At 43.1% G+C, this 19,524-nt stretch carries 10 protein-coding genes; 7 read left to right on the plus strand and 3 right to left on the minus strand.

All coding sequences use genetic code 11. The annotated features are described in order from the left end of the window. The first annotated feature begins 167 nt into the window (after positions 1 to 167). The 4 genes from Q0993_RS15085 (at position 168) to Q0993_RS15100 (ending at position 11,403) form a co-directional block, all read left to right on the plus strand. A complete protein-coding gene (locus tag Q0993_RS15085) occupies positions 168 to 3,230 on the plus strand; it encodes a SusC/RagA family TonB-linked outer membrane protein (RefSeq protein ID WP_299534506.1) in 3,063 nt (1,020 codons plus the stop codon). A gap of 28 nt (positions 3,231 to 3,258) precedes the next feature. Next, positions 3,259 to 4,854, plus strand: coding sequence for a SusD/RagB family nutrient-binding outer membrane lipoprotein (locus Q0993_RS15090; RefSeq protein WP_299534508.1), 1,596 nt, complete (start codon positions 3,259 to 3,261; stop codon positions 4,852 to 4,854). Positions 4,855 to 4,948: 94 nt separating this feature from the next. After that, on the plus strand, positions 4,949 to 8,278 hold the full coding sequence (locus Q0993_RS15095; protein WP_299534510.1) for a VCBS repeat-containing protein: 3,330 nt from the start codon (positions 4,949 to 4,951) through the stop codon (positions 8,276 to 8,278). A 5-nt stretch (positions 8,279 to 8,283) separates the two neighbouring features. Beyond that, entirely contained in the window at positions 8,284 to 11,403 is a 3,120-nt protein-coding gene (locus Q0993_RS15100; protein ID WP_299534512.1) for a DUF5107 domain-containing protein, read from the plus strand. A 14-nt stretch (positions 11,404 to 11,417) separates the two neighbouring features. Here Q0993_RS15100 and Q0993_RS15105 read toward each other — a convergent pair whose 3' ends face one another. From Q0993_RS15105 to Q0993_RS15115, 3 genes are all read right to left on the minus strand, one after another. Then, positions 11,418 to 14,621 (minus strand): glycoside hydrolase family 2 TIM barrel-domain containing protein, encoded by a 3,204-nt coding sequence (locus Q0993_RS15105; protein WP_299534515.1) that lies wholly within the window; start codon positions 14,619 to 14,621, stop codon positions 11,418 to 11,420. Positions 14,622 to 14,716: 95 nt separating this feature from the next. Next, entirely contained in the window at positions 14,717 to 15,562 is an 846-nt protein-coding gene (locus Q0993_RS15110; RefSeq protein ID WP_299534517.1) for a DUF2911 domain-containing protein, read from the minus strand. 89 nt (positions 15,563 to 15,651) lie between these two features. Beyond that, the gene (locus Q0993_RS15115) at positions 15,652 to 16,782 is read right to left on the minus strand and encodes a T9SS type A sorting domain-containing protein (RefSeq protein ID WP_299534519.1); all 1,131 of its coding nucleotides are present in this window, start codon (positions 16,780 to 16,782) and stop codon (positions 15,652 to 15,654) included. Positions 16,783 to 16,975: 193 nt separating this feature from the next. Here Q0993_RS15115 and Q0993_RS15120 point away from each other — a divergent pair, with 193 nt between their 5' ends. Genes Q0993_RS15120 through Q0993_RS15130 form a run of 3 tightly spaced genes read left to right on the plus strand, consistent with a single transcriptional unit; the run spans position 16,976 to position 19,479 of the window. Next, positions 16,976 to 17,473 (plus strand): SRPBCC family protein, encoded by a 498-nt coding sequence (locus tag Q0993_RS15120; RefSeq protein WP_299534522.1) that lies wholly within the window; start codon positions 16,976 to 16,978, stop codon positions 17,471 to 17,473. 1 nt (position 17,474) lies between these two features. Then, positions 17,475 to 18,167 carry an SDR family NAD(P)-dependent oxidoreductase gene (locus Q0993_RS15125; protein ID WP_299534524.1) on the plus strand — a complete coding sequence of 231 codons (693 nt, stop codon included), beginning with the start codon at positions 17,475 to 17,477 and terminating at the stop codon, positions 18,165 to 18,167. Position 18,168: 1 nt separating this feature from the next. Continuing rightward, a complete protein-coding gene (locus Q0993_RS15130; protein ID WP_299534526.1) occupies positions 18,169 to 19,479 on the plus strand; it encodes a deoxyribodipyrimidine photo-lyase in 1,311 nt (436 codons plus the stop codon). The last annotated feature ends 45 nt before the right edge of the window (positions 19,480 to 19,524 follow it).

Consider the following 19,524-nt stretch of genomic DNA (forward strand, 5'->3'; position numbering starts at 1 on the left):
ATAGTTTCACTTATATACCGCGGTTTTAGGGCCTGTTTAACGAGAATTTTCATCGGTGTGTTCGAGCACATTTTTCCCAAGACATCTTGTTTTATAGAAAAAATAGTTTAAATTCACATTTTATAATAAAATGTTAAACTAACTTACATTATCAAAAAACTAACATTATGACTAGAAAATTGATTGTATTTCTTGTGTTGGTACTGGGGGCCTTTCCTTTGCTTGCACAGAACAAAACCGTTTCAGGAACGGTAACAGATTCCTCGGATGGGTCACCGTTACCCGGGGTAAACGTTCTGGTTCAAGGGACCACGAACGGAACACAAACTGACTTTGACGGTAACTATTCCATTGATGTGGCCGAAGGAAATGTTTTGGTTTTTTCCTATATAGGAATGATGTCCCAAAGTATTACAGTTGGTGCTTCCAATACCGTTGATGTACAAATGGTGGTGGATGAAAATCAATTGGATGAGGTTGTGGTCACGGCCTTAGGTCTTGAGCGTTCGGAAAAATCCCTTTCCTATGCCAACCAACAAGTGAGTACGGAAGAACTTACCCAGGCAAGACCGGTGAACGTCTTGGAAGGTCTAAGTGGTAAGGTGGCCGGTCTTTCGGTAACCCAATCCTCTGCCGGTGTGGGGGCACCTACCAAGGTGTTACTTAGGGGTAACCGTTCCATTGATGGAAGTAGCCAACCTTTATATGTAGTGGATGGTATTCTCTTAAATGGGGACATCAATAACATAAGCCCAGATGATATTCAGGAAATTTCGGTACTTCGAGGAGCTAACGCCGCTGCACTTTATGGTAGTAGGGCGGCCAACGGGGCCATCGTAATTACGACCAAATCCGGTAAGGGAGCCCGCGAAGGGGTTTCCACTTCCATAGGGTTTGTCTCTACCTTTAATAGTGCCATCAATCTTTTGGAATTACAAAATGAATATGGACAAGGTGCAGGAGGCGTATATGGAGCGCAAGCCACTACCTCTTGGGGACCTCGTTTTGATGGAAGTCAGGTAGCCCACTGGTCCAACAATCCGGAATATCCGCTCTTTGGACAGACTTACACGTATGAAGCCCAACCGGACAATGTAGATGATTTTTTCCAGCTGGGACATAATATAGCGACGAATATCGGAGTCAATATGAATAGTGAAAAGTCCAATGTCTTTTTGGGTTACACCTTTACCGATGCAGCAGGTATTGTTCCGGGGAATGATTTGAATCGACACAGCATCTCTACGCGAATAAACTCTAAGATTACGGATAAATTGACGGTGGATGCCAAATTGAATTATATTCGCGACGATTTTGCAAACCAATTGGCTACCGGTGAAAACTTTGACAACCCCGTACGCTACCTCTACAAAACGCCTAGAAATATTCGTACCGAGGATTTTGAGAACTTCAGCTTTGTCAACGAGGCAGGAAATACGCGGCAACACTATTTCTTACCCCAGTTTAACGGGGGAGGTAACCCCTATTGGACCATTAACAATGTATTACGCCCAAGGTTGCAAGAACGGGTGTTGGGCCTGTTGTCCCTGAAATACCAAATTACGGACGACCTCTACATTTTAGGCCGTTCAGCCATAGACAGGGATAGTTATCGATCTGAAGTACGGCGATCTAATGATACCTATACCGTGGCCCAGTTTGGGAGCTATCGAAATGAACAGCAAGTGCTATCCGATTGGAACAGTGATGTCTTGATCAACTACAACAAACAGATTACCGATGATTTTAAGATAGATTTGAATGCGGGCGCCAACCTTAGGGTCTTCCAGCGGGACCGACTTTGGGGTGAAGGCACTAATTTCACCATTGAAAACTTCTTTGCGCTGAGCAATACCCAACAACCTTTGGCTTTTGAGCAATTCGAGGCTTTTGAACAACAATCCGTCTATGGTTTGGCAGAGATTTCCTATAAAAACGCGATTTTCCTTAATTTAACAGCTAGGAACGATTGGAGTTCCACGCTTCCTGAGGACAATCGCTCCTATTTCTATCCTTCCGTAGGTTTGACCGCGGTAGTCACTGATTTAGTTGATTTAAGCAGTTCACCCCTTAGCTTTTTAAAGTTGCGAACTAACTGGGCCGAGGTGGGTAACGATACTGAAGCCTTCCGATTATCCAGAAGGGCGGATATTAGCTTTGGAACCGCAGAACTTAATCCAGAACTGCCAAATCCCGATTTGCGACCAGAGACCACACGTTCTTTGGAACTAGGATTTGATTCGCGATGGTTGGATAACCGCCTGCGTTTTGACTTCACTTGGTTCAGGACAAATACATTTGATCAGTTATTTGCCACGCCAACCCCGGTTGCGTCTGGAATCGGTAGTCGTTTCCAAAATGGGGCTGATATTCAAAACTCCGGAGTGGAAATCTTATTGGGGGCTACCATTATAGAAACCCCGGATTTTTCTTGGGACCTCGATGTCAACTTCGGTACCAATGAGAGCGAGGTTTTGGAAATTGCTGAAGGCTTTGACCGATTGACCATCAATAGTGACTTTATTAGAGACTACACCTTGGTTGTTGGAGGTGAATTTGGGGATATCTATTCCCGAGGCTACCAAAGGGACGACCAAGGAAGGGTACTTGTTGATGACTTCGGACTTCCTTTGATTACACCGGGAAGGGATGAAGTTTTGGTGGCCAACTTTAACCCGGATTGGTTGGGTGGTATACGCAATTCCTTGCGTTACAAGAACTTTAACTTTAGCGCTTTGATCGATATTCGTCAGGGAGGTACAGCTACGAACTTTACGGACGCGATCTTGGCCCGGGACGGGGTTTTGGAGTCTACACTTCAAGGTCGTGAAGGCGGATTGGTTTTTGGAGACAACTTTATTTCGGGCGAGACTGCCATTGTACAATCTACTGGACAACCGAATACCATAGCAGTTAGTGCAGAGGAATATTGGAACCGTGTAGGGGGTAGAAATACTCCTGTAGGAGAGGCCTTTGTAACAGAGCTGTCCAACGTTCGTCTTCGGGAATTGGTGATCGGATATACCGTACCCCAAAGTTTTCTCGCAAAGACATTTTTAACGTCGGCCAATATATCCCTGGTAGGTAGAAATTTATTCTTTATCTCCAATAAGGCTGAGAGTTTTGACCCGGACCTGCTCGCGAGTATTGAGAACACGGCCGAAGGACGAGTGGCGTTTCCTTTACCAACCACCCGCCAGATCGGGGTATCGATAAACTTTGGATTCTAAAAAAAATTGTAATTTTAAAGAAAAAAACATGAAAAGAATTGTAACAAGATTATGTATGGCTTTGGTTCTGGGAGGATTCCTACTAAGCTGTACGGATGATTTTACGGAACTGAATACAGATCCGAAAAACTTTACGGTGGATGCAGTTACGGCTGCGGAGTATCCGCTCTTCGTTAAGCGGGCCTTGTATACACCTAACTTTATGCCTTTTAATAGGGCTAGGGGACCCTTTCAGTTGTTCCATTCCTTATTTTCGGATGTCTATGCCAACTATTTTGCAACCACGGCACCTAACTTTGATAGCGATCAGTTTGTTCTAGTGGGTGGATGGTTAAATGGTGCTTATCGCTATTTTTATACAAGAGCGGCACCTAATATTAAGGCTGCGGAGGACATCGCTGCTGAACAAGGTTTTGATTTAGAGAATGCTATGATGAAGGTATGGCGGGTATATGCCTACCATAGGATTACCGATTATTGGGGGCCTATTCCCTACTCCAACTTTGGGAACTTTGAAAATGAAGTAGCTTATGATTCCCAACAGGATATTTATAATGACTTTTTCACTTCATTGGCCGAAGCCTTAACCGTATTGCAGGCCAATGCCGGGGGAACTTCATTTTTAGGAGGGAACGACGTAGTCTTTTCCGGAGATGTAGACAAATGGATAAAATTTGCCAATACATTGCGCTTGCGATTGGCCATGCGCGTGAAGTATGTAGATCCAGCACTTTCCCAATCCAATGCCGAAGCGGCTATTGCAGGTGGGGTAATGACTTCAAATGATGACAATGCATTGATTCAGACCGATCTCAACTTCACCAATAGTTACACCACCATTACCCAATGGGGGGAGTTCCGGATGAGTGGGGATATGGAAAGTGTGCTTAAGGGGTATCAAGATCCTCGGGTCGCTACCTATTATGCGCCCGCCGCTACTCCGGATGCCACGGATGATCCCGCTGGGGTGGACTTTCCTTACGAAGGAATGCGCAATGGGCAGACCGCCGAGTCCAAGGCAACTACACCATTTAATGACTTGGCTTCCAATATGGCCGGTCCATATACCCTAGGAGGTGATCCAGGGCCAGCATGGATAGTAATGGCCGCTTCGGAGGCTTACTTCCTTAGGGCCGAGGCAGCTTTGGAAGGATGGGCGGCAGGCGGAAGCGCTGAGGATTTGTACAACCAAGGAATTACGCAATCCCATTTGCAACATGGATATGATGGTACCAACCTATCCGGGGACGATTATGTTACCAGTACTTTGACCCCAGCGGCCATCGATGGTTCTAATCCCGCTGTATCCACAGTTCCCGTTGCCTATAATGCTGCAGGCAGTGCAGAAGAGCAATTGGAGCAAATCATTACCCAAAAGTGGATTGCGCTTTGGCCGGATAGTGAAGAAGCGTATGCAGAACGCCGAAGAACAGGATATCCTATCTTATACGACAGACTGAATACGTTGAATCCTAACATTGCAGTAGATGAACTGCCAAGAAGGATGACTTATGTCGCAACCGAAATTGCAGATAATACCGCTGAGGTAAATGCGGCTATAGATAATCTGTTGGGCGGTCCAGATTTGGGCACCACAAAATTGTGGTGGGACGCCAAAAATTAAAATTCTCAATTTTGATTCAAAAAAAGGCCGCAATACTATTGCGGTCTTTTTTATACTTATTTTATTCTGTTTAAGCTTTATAAGGCGCTCTATCATGCAGGTTTCTACTCGATTCCTTTTAATTGCAGCAATTTTTCTCTTCATTTCGTGCAACCCTGAGGACAATAGCAAGATGTTTACGTTATTGTCATCCAATACCACGGGCATTACCTTCAAGAATGTCTTACGGGAAACCCAGGAATTTAATGTGTTGGAATACAGTTATTTGTACAATGGTGGCGGTATTGCCATTGGTGATGTAAATAATGATGGCCTTTCCGACATTTATTTTACGGGAAATATGGTCGGTAGTCATTTGTACATTAACCAAGGTAATTTCAATTTTAAGGAAATTGCCGAGGAGGCGGGTGTCTTTGCCGAAGGCTTATGGAATACTGGGACTACCATGGCCGATGTAAACGGCGACGGTTTTTTGGATATCTATGTTTGTCGTTCGGCCACACCTTCGGCAAACCAACGAAAAAATTTACTTTTCATCAATAACGGCCCTTCTACAGGCTCAGGGCAAGTAACCTTTACCGAAAAAGGAGCTGAATATGGTGTGGATGATTCCGGTTATTCTACCCAAGCTTCTTTTTTTGATTACGATAAGGACGGTGATCTTGATCTCTATGTCTTGAATCACTCTTCACAACAATATGCCGGTTTTGGACAAATAACGGCATCTTTAAAAAATAAAAAAAATCCAGCCTTCTCCGATAAGCTATACCGTAATGACAATGGCAAGTTCACAAATATGAGCGATGAGGCCGGTCTGGTCTCCAATGTCCTTGGCTTTGGATTGGGCGTGGCCATATCCGATATCAACAACGATGGTTGGTTGGATATCTATGTCTCCAATGATTATAATGAACAGGATTACCTCTATATCAACAATCAAAACGGGACTTTCTCCGAAAGCTTGGAAGAATTCATAGGACATACCTCTTTGTTTTCCATGGGCTCGGATATTGCGGATGTCAACAATGACGGGTATATGGATATCATGAGCTTGGACATGTTACCCGAGGGCAACTATCGCCAAAAAATGGTATCCGGACCCGATAATTACGACAAATACCAACTTTTGGTGAACTCCGGATTTTACAATCAGACCATGCGCAATATGCTACAGCTCAACAATCAGGGCACTTCGTTTTCCGAAATTGGGCAATTTTCGGGCATTTCTAATACAGATTGGAGCTGGGCCGCACTTTTTGCCGATTTGGACCTGGATGGATACAAGGATCTTTTTGTAACCAACGGTTATAAAAGGGACTACACCAACATGGATTTTATGAACTATGCCGTTCAGGAAAAGCTTAAAGAAAACAAGACCGGGCAACAAACGGCCATTATGGACCTGATAGAAAAAATCCCATCTACGGTCGAGGAAAACTACACCTATAGAAATAAAGGTGACCTAACCTTTGAAAAGGTGAATGCCTCTTGGGGTTTGGATCAAAAATCGCTTTCCAACGGCGCCGCATATGCAGATCTGGACAATGATGGTGACCTGGATTTGGTGGTAAACAACATTGATGCGGAGGCCTTTGTATATCGCAATAACAGTGAGACCTTAACCACACATAACTATCTAAAAGTCCATTTAAAGGGAGAGGGCAAAAACACTATGGGTATTGGGGCCAAAGTCATAGTACACAATGCGGGTAAAAAATTGACTCAGGAAATGATTCCGACAAGAGGGTATCAATCCTCTATGGGATATTATCTTACTTTCGGACTTGGGGAAGCGGCTATAGATAGCCTCACGGTTTTTTGGCCGGATAACCGCGTACAGACCATACAAAATATCGCTCCAAACCAAGCACTGACCCTTTTTCAAAAGGAAGCGCAAACACAATCTGAGCAATCCAAAAGCACAAAGTCTACCCATTTCGTGGATGTCGGCGCAGATAGTATTTTATCTTTTGTACATCGTGAAAATAATTTCATCGATTTTAAACGGGAGCAGTTATTACCGCATAAACTTTCCACACAAGGTCCAAAAATGGCCAAAGCCGATGTGAACGGCGATGGCCTGGAGGATGTTTTCATCGGAGGAGCTAAAGGAAGTTCCGGCCAGCTATTCGTGCAAACCAAAACTGGAAGTTTCCAAAAGTCTAACTTTCAGGTTTTTGAAGAGGATATAAATTCCGAGGATCTTGGTGTGCTGTTCTTTGATGCGGATAATGATAGTGATATGGATCTGTATGTGGTCAGTGGCGGAAGTGACTTTGATATAGAATCCACTGATTTACAAGATCGTATCTATTTCAACTCTGGAAAAGGTTTTTTTAAAAAAAACGGAAATGCCCTGCCACAGATGTATATCAGCGGCTCTTCCGTAGCGGCAGGCGATTACGATGCCGATGGCGATCTTGACTTGTTCGTAGGTGGCAGATTGACTCCCGGAAAATATCCTGTTGCTCCCCGAAGCTATATTTTAGAAAACGATGGTAAGGGAAGTTTTACCGATGTCACCCAGCAGGTAAACCCTGATCTTCTAAATCCGGGTATGGTCACCGACGCACTTTGGACAGATTTCAACGGGGACGGCAAAGTAGACCTCATAGTTATCGGTGAGTTTATGGGAGTCCGCCTTTTTGAAAATTCAAATGGTATACTGGAAGAAATTACGGAATCGGCTGGTCTAAAGGATTCCGAAGGATGGTGGAATACCATAGAGCAAGCAGATTTTGATGCGGATGGTGATATGGATTATGTCTTGGGCAATTTTGGTCTAAATTCCCAATTGAAAGCCACACCCCAGGAACCTGCAGAACTTTATTTTAAGGACTTTGACAATAATGGTTCCTTGGATCCCATTCTATGTTCCTATGTGATGGGGGAAAGTTATCCTGTCTTTTCCAAGGACGATTTGGTGGGACAATTGAGCGGACTTAAGAACAGATACATCAATTATTCGGATTACGCAGACCAAAAAATCACTGATATTTTTGCACCTGAAGAATTGGCAGATGCCCAAATTCTTAAATCCAAAAACTTTGCCTCTAGTTATTTGGAAAACTTGGGCAATGGAAAATTCAAATTGGTACCTCTGCCCTATTCCGCCCAATTTGCACCGGTTTATGGAATATTGATACTTGATTTCAATAAAGACAATAGACTAGATTTGTTATTGGCCGGTAATTTCTTTGGTACCCGTGTAAAATATGGAAGATACGATGCCAATAGAGGCGTACTTCTTTTAGGAAACGGAAACGGAGATTTTAATCCGGTACCCCACTCCAAAAGTGGACTTAATATTGCGGGAGAAGTGAGGGATATCCTAAATGTGGAACTTCCCGAAAATGAACGGCTCATTTTGTTGGCCAGAAATAATGATACACTACTGACCTATAAAATAGATTTCGGAAAATGAAAAACATGAAGCACCTTAAACGTTGCATATCCTTCATCATAGTATTGTTTATCAGTCTATCAACAGTACAGGCCCAATCCGTAAGTATAAAAGATGAAGTCCTCATGTTGGATACCTATGGGTTCCAAGATCCCGATCCCGTGCCCATATTAGCGGATAATCCGAAGATTTTTCCCTATTTCAAGTTTTATGGTTATGATCAGGTTTCCAAAAAAAGACCATGGAAAGTAGTTACCTTGGAAAATGACTATATCCAAGTCTTTGTACTTCCGGAGGTCGGGGGTAAGATATGGGGAGCCATCGATAAGGGTACAGGGGAAGAATTCCTCTACAAAAATGAGGTGATGAAGTTCAGGAACATTGCTATGCGTGGACCCTGGACTTCTGGGGGCATAGAGTTTAATTTTGGATTGATTGGACATAGTCCGGACACCGCCACCCCCGTGGATTACATAACCCGGGAAAATGAAGATGGCAGCGTAAGTTGTATCGTGGGTACTATGGATTTGACAGCCCGGACCAATTGGGGGGTTGAAATCCGATTGGAGGCGGACAAGGCCTATGTGGAGACCAAGGCGTATTGGTACAATGGAACTTCCGTGAACCAATCCTACTACAATTGGATGACCGCCGCCGCAGTTGTGGCCGATGATTTGGAATTTATTTATCCCGGCGACCAGTATCTGGAACACAATGGAACCGCCCGGCCATGGCCCTTTGATAGCGAAGGGAGAAATACGGCCTTTTATAAAAACAACCGCTATGGAAGCTCAAAATCGAAACATGTGGTCGGGGAATTCGAAGATTTCTTTGGAGGCTATTATCACGATAAAAAATTCGGATTTGGCCATTGGGCCCCCTATGAAGAGATGCCCGGTCAAAAACTATGGTTATGGGCCTTATCTAGATACGGTGGTATTTGGGAAGATCTATTAACGGATACCGATGGGCAATACATGGAATTTCAAGCAGGCCGATTGTTCAATCAGTTCTCCCCTGCACAAGTGGCAAATCCTATTACTCAGGCAAATTTTGATCCCTATGTAATGGATCGCTGGCGCGAGATATGGTTCCCCTTTAAGGAAATTGGGGGGATGGTAGATGCTTCTGAAGATGGTGTCCTTAATGTAACCCAGCAGGGCGATGAAATGTATGTTGGGGTGAACGCATTGCAGGATTTGAATAAAACGATTCAAATTATTGTCAATGACAAGGAGGTGTATTCAGAACAGCTGAGTTTGAAGCCAATGCAAATTTTCTCCCAAAAGGTAGCCGCAAAGTCTTCCGACAAAATAGAGGTTAAAATACAAGGCAGTGAGCTACATTTTATCAATGATGCAGAAAGGAATCGAATTAAAAGACCTTTTGATTCAGATGCAAAGGCAAGACTCTCGGAAACAGAACAACTTTATACGGATGGTTGGGAAGCCATGAAGTATAGGGATTATGCCCAGGCACACGAGCTTTTCTCCAAACTTTTGGAAGTTGACCCTTATCATCAAGATGGGTTGGTAAAGCTATCGGAACTAGAGCTTCGAAGAACCAATTTTGAAAAAGCGCTCGGCCATGCCAATACCGTGTTGCGGTTGGATACCTATAACGCAGATGCCAATTACTTTGCCGGCCTTGCCTACCAAGCCCTTAAAGATACCATCAACGCCTTGGAATCATTGGGTTGGGCCGCCCGCGACATCAAATATAGAAATGCCGCCTTTTACAAGATGGCAGAGATTTATTTGGCATCCAAAAATTATGACCGGGCAAAAATGTATGCCGAAAAGGCCTTGGATTTTAACCGCTACAGTTTGCACGCCCAATATGTCCTAACCCTTGTTTCTAGAAAAGAAAAGAAAACCGATGAATTCAAGCGCCATATCGAGACCATCCTTAGGATCGATCCATTGAACCAATTTACATTGACGGAAAAGGCATTTATGGCTTCCGTTGATACTATCGATTTGGAAATTCATAATGAATTCCCTGAAGAAACTTTATTGGAATTGGCGCTGCTTTATTACGGTTACGGGATGGAGGATGAGGCCCTTGCCATCCTAGGAAAAAGCAAAACAACCAAAAATAAGCTTTGGATTGCCTATTTGTTACGAAATAAGGATGATGCACAAAGTAAATCTTTATTAAATGAATTGACGCTAGAGCCCATAGATTTTGTATTTCCATACCGCGGTGAGACCTTGGCTGTTCTGAAATGGGCCGTAACCCAGACGGATTACTGGAAATTAAAGTATTATTTGGCGCAAAACTATTTGGCCGTAGGTCTTAAGCAACAGGGCAAGGAGCTACTAAATTCCCTAAAAGAAAAGCCAGATAATGATATTTTTTATCGCTTTCGTGCTGAAATAATGGACGAGAATCCATATGCCCAACGATTGAGCGATTTCAAAAAGGCTTTGGATCTCAATTCTTCAAATTGGAGGGTATGGGAAGAAAACATTCAATTCTATCTGCAGCATAAGAAATATGAGGAAGCCTATGGCCTATCCAAAAAAGCATATCGAAAATTCCCGGGCAACTATGGTATTGGTCTTTCCCATGCCAAGGCATCGGTAAACACCAATAGACATGCCGAAGTGCTTAAAGTTCTGGAAAAAATTCAAATTTTACCTTATGAACATGCACAGGAAAGCAGGTATATTTATGAAAGGGCGCATATGGCCGTGGCCTTGGAGCATTACAAAAAAGGTAGATTTGCCAAGACTAAGGAGGTCCTGGAAAAATCCAAGGAATGGCCTGAAAATATTGGGGTGGGAAAACCGTATGACCCCGATGAACGCGAGCAGGATTTTCTTTTGGCATTGACCCTGCAAAAACTGGGTAAATCGCAAGAAAGTAAATCCCTTTTGGAAAATATCGTTTCCTATACCCAAAGTTCGGAGCAAAAAAATACCATCAACCACCTCTATGGACTCCTGGCGGCAAAAAAACTTGACAACGATAGTTTCGCCAGCGTTAAGGAATATCTGAAAGGACTTATTGGCGAAAACCATGGTGTAGGCCAGTCGGCCCTAAAGTTGGCACAAGATCCAAATACAGGCAAAAACGGGAACACTATTCCAACAGATGTTTGGGAGCTTGCGCAATGGTCTGCGAAGCAGGTATCCCCATAAATAAAACTATGTTTTTATCGAATTGGTTTTATGATATAACTGTAGGACAAATTGGTCGCTGGAATTTGATATTTTTCCAAGGCCATTAGGCCCCAGCTATTATCACCCCCTACCCCCATTTGGCGGTGGTCTATATTAATGTTGACCAAATCCCGTACCACAATATCATACGTATGTCTTTGTTGTTTGGTTTCCCCGGCATCAAAATCGGTATTGTATTGGTGGTGTGCGCTGAAGCTAAATAGTTCAGGGGCATAAATCTCGATACCCTTTCCTTGATTATCAACGAACTGGACCCAACGAATATCGGAACGGTTACCGTTTTCCTGAGGACGAATATAAGGGAAATACAAATCGGCTACTTGAGCCATATACCTACCGACCAAAGCTGAAGTTTTCCTATCTTCATAATTCTCATGAGGCCCGCGACCATACCAGGTTACTTGATCGTATTTTTTGTTGATAATAAAATTGTTTCCATAGCGTGGCAGTACAGGTAGGTCATCCTTGATATCCATAAGTTGATTTGTAACCCGTATCTCACCCTTATCATTGACATCATAGGTAATTTCTACCTTCCCGCCAACAGAGGCCATTGCGAAAGTAGTGGTTATTGTAAGTGTATCATCGTTGATCTCAAATGGATTTTCTGCAAGCTTTACCACATCAATGGAGGTTTTGTTTTTGTCGGAAGATACACGAAGTCCCATGAAATCCTGGTTTTCCGAGGCATCTTTCCATTTACCAAGCTTTTCAGGCATATTATAGCCAAAATCATTGTCGGTTGTCGGTCGCCAGAAATTGGCACGCATCCCTTGCAGCAATATATTTCCATTACCATAATCCAGGGATATTAATTCTCCTTTACCACTGTTGAACTTCATTTCAAAACCCTTTCCGGAAATGACAAGGATATCTTCTTGTGAAGTAATGGAAAAACCGTTTCCTGAATCCCTAGTCTCAAAAACTTTGGGAACATAGTCAGAAATGGAAAACTGTTCATAGGCCACCAAATGGCCCTTGGGAATCAAGGCAGTTTTTGAATTGGTCCTGGCGTATACATTCAGCAAATACTCGGCTTCATTATTATCCAACTTGGGCAGGTCTATGTTCCATTCCATTGATTCCGAAGGGCTTAACCCAATTCCAAGAAGGTCTCCAGAAGCCACTTTTACACCCTCTTCCAATAATTCCCAACCAAAGTGATATTCGCTTAAATTCGTAAAATCGTAACCGTTGGTAACCTCTATTGTTCCAGATTTTGCATTTTCCCCCCTAAACTTTATGTACTGATATACCTTCTTAAGTTCATGTAATAGGGGTTGGGACGATCTATCCGGATTTACTACCCCGTTCAAACAAAAATTTGCATCATTTTGTAGGTCTTGTCCCCCAAGATCTCCACCATAGGCCCAGTAGGCCTCGCCACTTTTAGTTTTGGTCAACAAACCCTGATCTACCCAGTCCCAGATAAATCCACCTTGCAAAACATCGTATTTTTCGATTACGTCCCAATACTCTTTAAGATTTCCAAGGCTATTGCCCATAGCATGGGCATACTCGCACTGAATCAACGGCCGTCCGGGGTCACTTTCGGCATAAGAAATCATATCGGTAATGCGCATATACATCGGCGCTTGAATATCCGTATTTTCATAAGCGGTAGCCCCTTCATACTGCACGGGACGGGTTGTATCCTTAGATTTTAACCAATCATAGGTGGCAAAAAAGTTTTGGCCATTCCCAGCCTCATTCCCCAAAGACCAGGTAACGATCGAAGTAAAGTTTTTGTCCCTTTCAAACATGCGTTTTGTACGATCCAAATGCATGGCTTTCCATTGCGGCAAATAGGCTGGATGTATTGACTGGGCCTCTTCGTTATCATCCAGTCCCTGGTTGGTGGCCCCCATACCATGGATCTCAATGTTCGCTTCGTCGATGACATAAAATCCATATTCATCGCACATACGATAAAAATGGGGATTCTTGGGGTAGTGGCTACAGCGAATGGCATTAAGGTTATTTTGTTTCATCAATGTAAGGTCCTTTAACGTTAGGGCTTCGGTTACCACATGACCCGTTACATCGCTGTGGTCATGAAGATTGGCCCCCTTGATCAGCACAGGTTTCCCGTTGACCAGAAATTGATTGTCCTTAATCTCTATCTTTCGAAAACCGGTCTTAAAACTAACCGCTTCCATTAGGGTTCCATCAGCATCTTTTAGTTTCAATAACAGCGTATACAAATAAGGCTTTTCGGCATTCCAAGTTTGTACATCGGGAAGTGTCCGCTCAAAGGTAATGGGTGATATATCCTTTCCAGAGGTTACTTTTTTGGAACTTCGAAATACTTGGGTATCGCCGTCCAAAAGTTGTAGCTCCAATTCCTGATCCCCAGGATTTGCAATTTCTACGGAAAGCCGAAATAATCCGTCGGTATATCCATTTTCCAAATCCGCTATTACCCTAAAGTCCTTAATGGTGGTCTTATTGGTGGCGTACAAGTATACATTCCTGTCAATACCGCTCAAACGCCAGAAATCCTGATCCTCCAAATAACTGGCATCGGACCAGCGCAGTACTTGTACGGCAACTGAGTTTTCACCTGGAACCACATAATCCGTAATATTAAAAACTGCAGGGGTCTTGCTCCCTTCATTGTACCCCACTTTTTGCCCGTTTACCCATATGTACATAGCTCCACTCACACCTTCAAAATGAAGATAAATGTCTTTACCTTCCCACTCTTGGGGAACCTCAAACTGGCGTTTGTAGCTGCCTACTGGGTTGGTTTCATGGGGAATAAAAGGCGGATCGGGAGGAAACATGTAGGTGATGTTGGTATAAACAGGAATTCCGTGGCCTTGTACTTCCCAATTGGAGGGAACAATTATGGTATCCCAAGCTGAAACGTCAAATCCCTTTTCATAAAAGTCTTGAGGGCGGGCTTGTGGATTTTTAGCCCAGTAAAAATCCCAGGTTCCATTTAATGAACGGTACAAAGGGGAGTTCTCCCAACTTTGGTTTCCTAGGGCCCCGGCCACGCTCACGTATCTGTAGAAAGAGGCGGTAGGTTCTTCTCTATTGATTTGAAAGATTTCCGGATTTTCCCATTCGGGATTTTCCCATTTTTCTGCCGTATAAACAGGTTGCTCAACAGTATTATTACATGAGATTAAAAGAACGAAAAACGCCAGACAAAAAAGCACCTTATACATAACCCGAAATATTCTACAGTTGTTAGGCTAAAGATAGTACAAAGCACAAAAAAGCCCGTGGCAAACACGGGCTTAAAACTACTTTCAATTTTATTTTAAAGGGCTCCCCACTCCCTAAGGGAAGCTTTGTTCATTTTTACATAGTCCGCATTATTTGCTTCCTCTGCCTTGGCCAAAGATTTCTTCGCAGTTGCAATGGCACCTTTTTTATCCCCGGCTTTCGCCAAAATCAATGATTGCTGACGTAGTTGCCAGAATGCGGGCTCTTTGGTCATTGACATGGCCTTGTCCATCCACTCCTTAGCCTTGTTAATATCCTTTCCTTCCATAAGGTAGTAAACGGCAGAGGCATAATAGTCTCCTGCCGATGGACCGTTCAATGCGCGTTCAATACTCTCGGTAACAGCGGCATCAGTAGGTACCTCAATAGGTACGGCAACATAGGTCTTTTCCCAAAGAAGGCCCAAATTGGCCGAATTTGTCTTTAAGTCGTCCAAGGTAATAGTAAAGGTTTCCACTTCCATAGGCATTGGATATACCGGAGCGGTAACTTGGGCCACTACCTTACTGTCATCCCAATTTCTTGGTGTACCTCCACCTTGGGTATCCGTATAAAAAAATACTTCCCACGATTCCTTGCCTGGTTTTGTAAAAATGGAATAGGTCCCTGCTTTTACCGCATTACCAGCTATTTTAACATCATCGCCAAAAGAGACCAAAGTATACGCGTTGGCTCCTGTGCGCCACAGTTTATCATACGGTACCAAATCGCCAAAAATGGTTCTTCCCCTCATAGAAGGTCGGGAATATTCAACGGCAATATCGGTCAATCCCACTTTTTGTTCCAATCGGGAAAAAGGACTCGGCGCCGGTGTATTTACTTGCGCCTCCAAAGGAAATGAAAGGGCCGCAATAAAAAGAAGAGCTATTAATTCTTTCATCGATATAAAGTTTTTGAGTTACGCACAAAACTAAATATAAACCTGAGCGATGTTTGTTAAGGAAGTCTTAAATAAGATATGTACCGATTTTAGTTACAAATAAATGGCCTAGTGGAGGATTTGTTGCCAAAATAAAAGGTAAGGTAATAGATGGAAGATTTCAAAGTGGATACATCGATTGTGGATTCTGGGATTCCAGGTCGAATTTTATGTTGGACCCGCCTACCCGCGGTATCAAAAATGGAATACCCATAAACGGATTCCGAGGTTACCAATCTATATTCCAACATATTTGACCCAAACCTTTTAAAAAGGAGAAGCTCTTCCCTAATATCTAGAAGATTATCTCCTGAGTCTACCGCATCATCCACGGGAATCCCTTCACTGCCCTCCATAATCTTGGTATTAAAGGAGAAAAGAAGGGGCTCCAAAGTCATTGAAGGGTCGTTTCCTGGGAACATTTCCGAAGAGAGAAAATAGGAATCGTTGTTGATATAGGTAATACCCTCCACTTGGGTCGGGCCTATATCCAAATTTAAGCGTTCCATATACCCAGTGAAAATAGAGGTCTGTGTTACTTGCTTGATACCAACCAAAAAAGGACTTAGGGTAAATGAATGCCCTATTAAATACAGTTCGTTGGTATTTGGATTTAAAGTAGCTGCCGTTACCAAACCATTTATTGGATATTCGTCCAACTTCTTGGCAACATACTCCCCTGGGTTCTTGGGAATTCCATAAGCCGAAGTTCCGTAGGCCAGCCATTGTTTGGTAAGTACCACAAGTTCATCGCCTAGAACAAATAGGGCTTCTGCGTCCCAATCACTGTGTCCATTGTTTGAGAAATCCTCTTGATCCTCATATTCGAAAGAAATGACTCCTGCCTTGACCCTATCAGACGAATTATAATCTTCCTTGGAAACACGGTAGACTTTCAAATCCCGACGTATGCCCAAATTGTTTCCAAAATCCCCTATGTAGATATAGAGTTCGTCCTGGGCCATATCTTCCCAATCCACGTTTTGGGCATTGGAAATGGCCACCTGTCGAACAACCTGCAGGGTGGTCGTGTCTATTTCAAATAGTTTCGCCTCATTACCGGAGTCATTGTGTGTAATCAATCTCCCATTATAAAAAATAAGTCCAGAGGTTTCCGAAACTGTTCCCGGAAGTTGGCCAAGTGTTCTTACACTCTCCTGCGCAATGAAAAGACACGGCATAAAAAGAAGGTAATATGAAAATAGGGCCCTATACAAGAGTTTTATTTTCAATGTACAAAAAAGTACGGAATTATTTGATTATACTAATTGATATTCAATGAATTAGGTAGCTAAATTGGTATTTTTATTATTTGTTTAACCTTTTTATTTTTTTGTTAAACAATTTTGATTTTATATTTGTACAAATTCCTTTATGAAACTGTATCAACTACATTCCAAGCAAGCTTTGCCCATTACAAAAAAAGAAGCTTGGGATTTTTTATCAAGTCCCGCCAATCTTAAAGTGATTACCCCGAATCATATGGGGTTCCATATACTTTCGGGAGCGGAACGTCCCATGTTTCCTGGTCAGATAATACAATACACCGTGACTCCTTTTCCAGGATATACCACCAAATGGGTGACTGAAATTACCCATGTAATCGAAGGGGAGTATTTTGTGGATGAACAACGTTTTGGTCCGTATGCCCTTTGGCACCATAAACACTTTTTGAAAAGCATAGAAAAGGGTGTGGAGATGGAGGATATCATTGATTATAAGTTACCGTTGGGCATTTTTGGCCAGATGGCTCATCCCTTACTGGTCAAAAAACAGCTAACACAAATTTTCAAGTACCGAGAACAAAAGCTCGTAGAACTTTTTGGAAAGGTGGAAAATCTGCCCAATGAATTATCCCTAAAATCCTTTTGAATTGAAGAAAAATATCCTTTTAATAGGGGGTTCCCATGGCATTGGAAGGTCTATAGCCCAGCAACTCCATGAAACCCGTGCGCTTTTTATAGCATCCCGTTCCCAAGAAGGTTTGGAAGACATCCAGTGCCAATATATTCCATTTGACGTTACCAAGGATAATCTTGACTTATCCGTTCTACCAGAAGTACTACATGGTTTCGTATATTGCCCTGGGAGCATAAACTTAAAGCCTTTCAAAATGATGAACCTAGAGGTCTTTGAAGAGGATATGAAGGTGAATTTTCTTGGGCTGGTGAAGGTGGTCAAGGAAATCATACCAAAAATGGATGAAAATGCCAGCATGGTATTCTTCAGCACAGTGGCCGTGGCAAAAGGGATGGCATTTCATACCAGCGTGGCCGGTTCCAAAGGGGCGATAGAGGGTTTCGCAAAATCCTTGGCAGCGGAATATGCCCCTAAACTAAGAGTCAATGTAATAGCCCCGTCCCTAGTAGATACCCCGCTGGCCGCCAAATTGCTCAATAATGAGCGAAAAATAGAGAATATGGCCGGGCGGCATCCGCTAAAACGTGTAGGCCACGCGGAAGATATTGCCCATATGGCCGTCTTCCTTTTGAGCGAAAGAAGCAATTGGATGACAGGTCAGGTTGTCCGGGTCGATGGAGGAATGTCTACTTTGAGTATTTCGTAGTATGAATTCCAAAGTTTCAATTTTTTGGTTTCGAAGAGATTTACGTTTAGATGATAATGTTGGTTTCTTAGAGGCCTTGAAAGGCAATCTTCCCGTACTTCCAATCTTCATCTTCGATACCGAAATCCTGGACAGACTACCCAGGGATGACGCACGTGTCGCCTTTATCCACCAAAGGCTTCAATACCTACGTAGCTTACTTCAAAAGGATTTCGGAAGCTCCTTGGCCATGTATCACGGAAAACCTGAGACCATCCTCAAAGGTCTACTCGGCAAATATGATATCCGGGCGGTATATACAAATCATGATTATGAACCTTATGCAAGGGAACGGGACAGGCTTATCCAAAAGCTTTTGGAAAGGAAAAACATTCAATTGAAGACCTTTAAAGATCAGGTCATTTTTGAAAGGAACGAGATTGTCAAGGATGATGGTAACCCCTACGTAGTGTATACCCCATACATGAGGAAATGGAAGGAAAAGTTTGATGCTGGCCAGCACATCACGCCTCATGACACGCTTCCTCATCTCCAAAATCTGATAAACCAAACTGATCTACCCAATCTCTCCCTTGCCGATATTGGCTTCAGGGAATCGGCCATAAAAGTTCCTGATTATAATGTCTCTTCCGACCTAATTCGGCAATATGAAGCTACCCGTAATTATCCCGCAAAAGAAAACGGCACATCGCGTCTTGGACCGCATTTACGTTTTGGCACGGTCTCCATTCGGAAGATGCTTAAAAAGGCGATTGCGGAAAAAAACGAAGTGTTTTGGAACGAACTTATTTGGCGGGAGTTCTTCATGCAAATCCTTTGGCACTATCCGAGAACGGTGACCGAAGCCTTTAAATTAAAATACGATCGCATCGCATGGCGAAATAACGAAAAGGAGTTCGAAAAATGGAAGAAGGGAGAAACCGGTTACAAGTTAGTGGATGCTGGAATGCGGGAACTCAATGAGACCGGATACATGCATAACCGGGTACGCATGTTGGTTGCCAGCTTTTTGTGCAAACATTTGTTGATCGACTGGCGTTGGGGGGAAGCTTATTTTGCCGAAAAATTGTTGGACTATGAGATGAGCAGCAATGTGGGGAATTGGCAATGGGCCGCTGGCAGTGGAGTGGACGCGGCGCCCTATTTTAGAATTTTTAATCCAATGACCCAGGTCACCAAATTTGATCTGGATGAAAAATATATTACGAGATGGGCTCCGGAGTATAATACAAGAACATATCCCGATAAGATGGTTGAGCATAAGGAAGCCCGGGAACGCTGCCTTAAGGTCTACAAGGTTGCCGTAGGATGATTTCCCTTTTTTAGTATCTTTAGAGGACGACCAAAAACCAAAGAA

The organism is Ulvibacterium sp. (assembly GCF_028285715.1).
Classification (GTDB): Bacteria; Bacteroidota; Bacteroidia; order Flavobacteriales; family Flavobacteriaceae; genus Ulvibacterium.

Coding starts and splice junctions, on each gene's coding strand:
- Q0993_RS15085 (WP_299534506.1), top strand. CDS start 168: ATGACTAGAAAATTGATTGTATTTCTTGTGTTGGTACTGGGGGCCTTT.
- Q0993_RS15090 (WP_299534508.1), top strand. CDS start 3,259: ATGAAAAGAATTGTAACAAGATTATGTATGGCTTTGGTTCTGGGAGGA.
- Q0993_RS15095 (WP_299534510.1), top strand. CDS start 4,949: ATGCAGGTTTCTACTCGATTCCTTTTAATTGCAGCAATTTTTCTCTTC.
- Q0993_RS15100 (WP_299534512.1), top strand. CDS start 8,284: ATGAAGCACCTTAAACGTTGCATATCCTTCATCATAGTATTGTTTATC.
- Q0993_RS15105 (WP_299534515.1), bottom strand. CDS start 14,621: ATGTATAAGGTGCTTTTTTGTCTGGCGTTTTTCGTTCTTTTAATCTCA.
- Q0993_RS15110 (WP_299534517.1), bottom strand. CDS start 15,562: ATGAAAGAATTAATAGCTCTTCTTTTTATTGCGGCCCTTTCATTTCCT.
- Q0993_RS15115 (WP_299534519.1), bottom strand. CDS start 16,782: ATGCCGTGTCTTTTCATTGCGCAGGAGAGTGTAAGAACACTTGGCCAA.
- Q0993_RS15120 (WP_299534522.1), top strand. CDS start 16,976: ATGAAACTGTATCAACTACATTCCAAGCAAGCTTTGCCCATTACAAAA.
- Q0993_RS15130 (WP_299534526.1), top strand. CDS start 18,169: ATGAATTCCAAAGTTTCAATTTTTTGGTTTCGAAGAGATTTACGTTTA.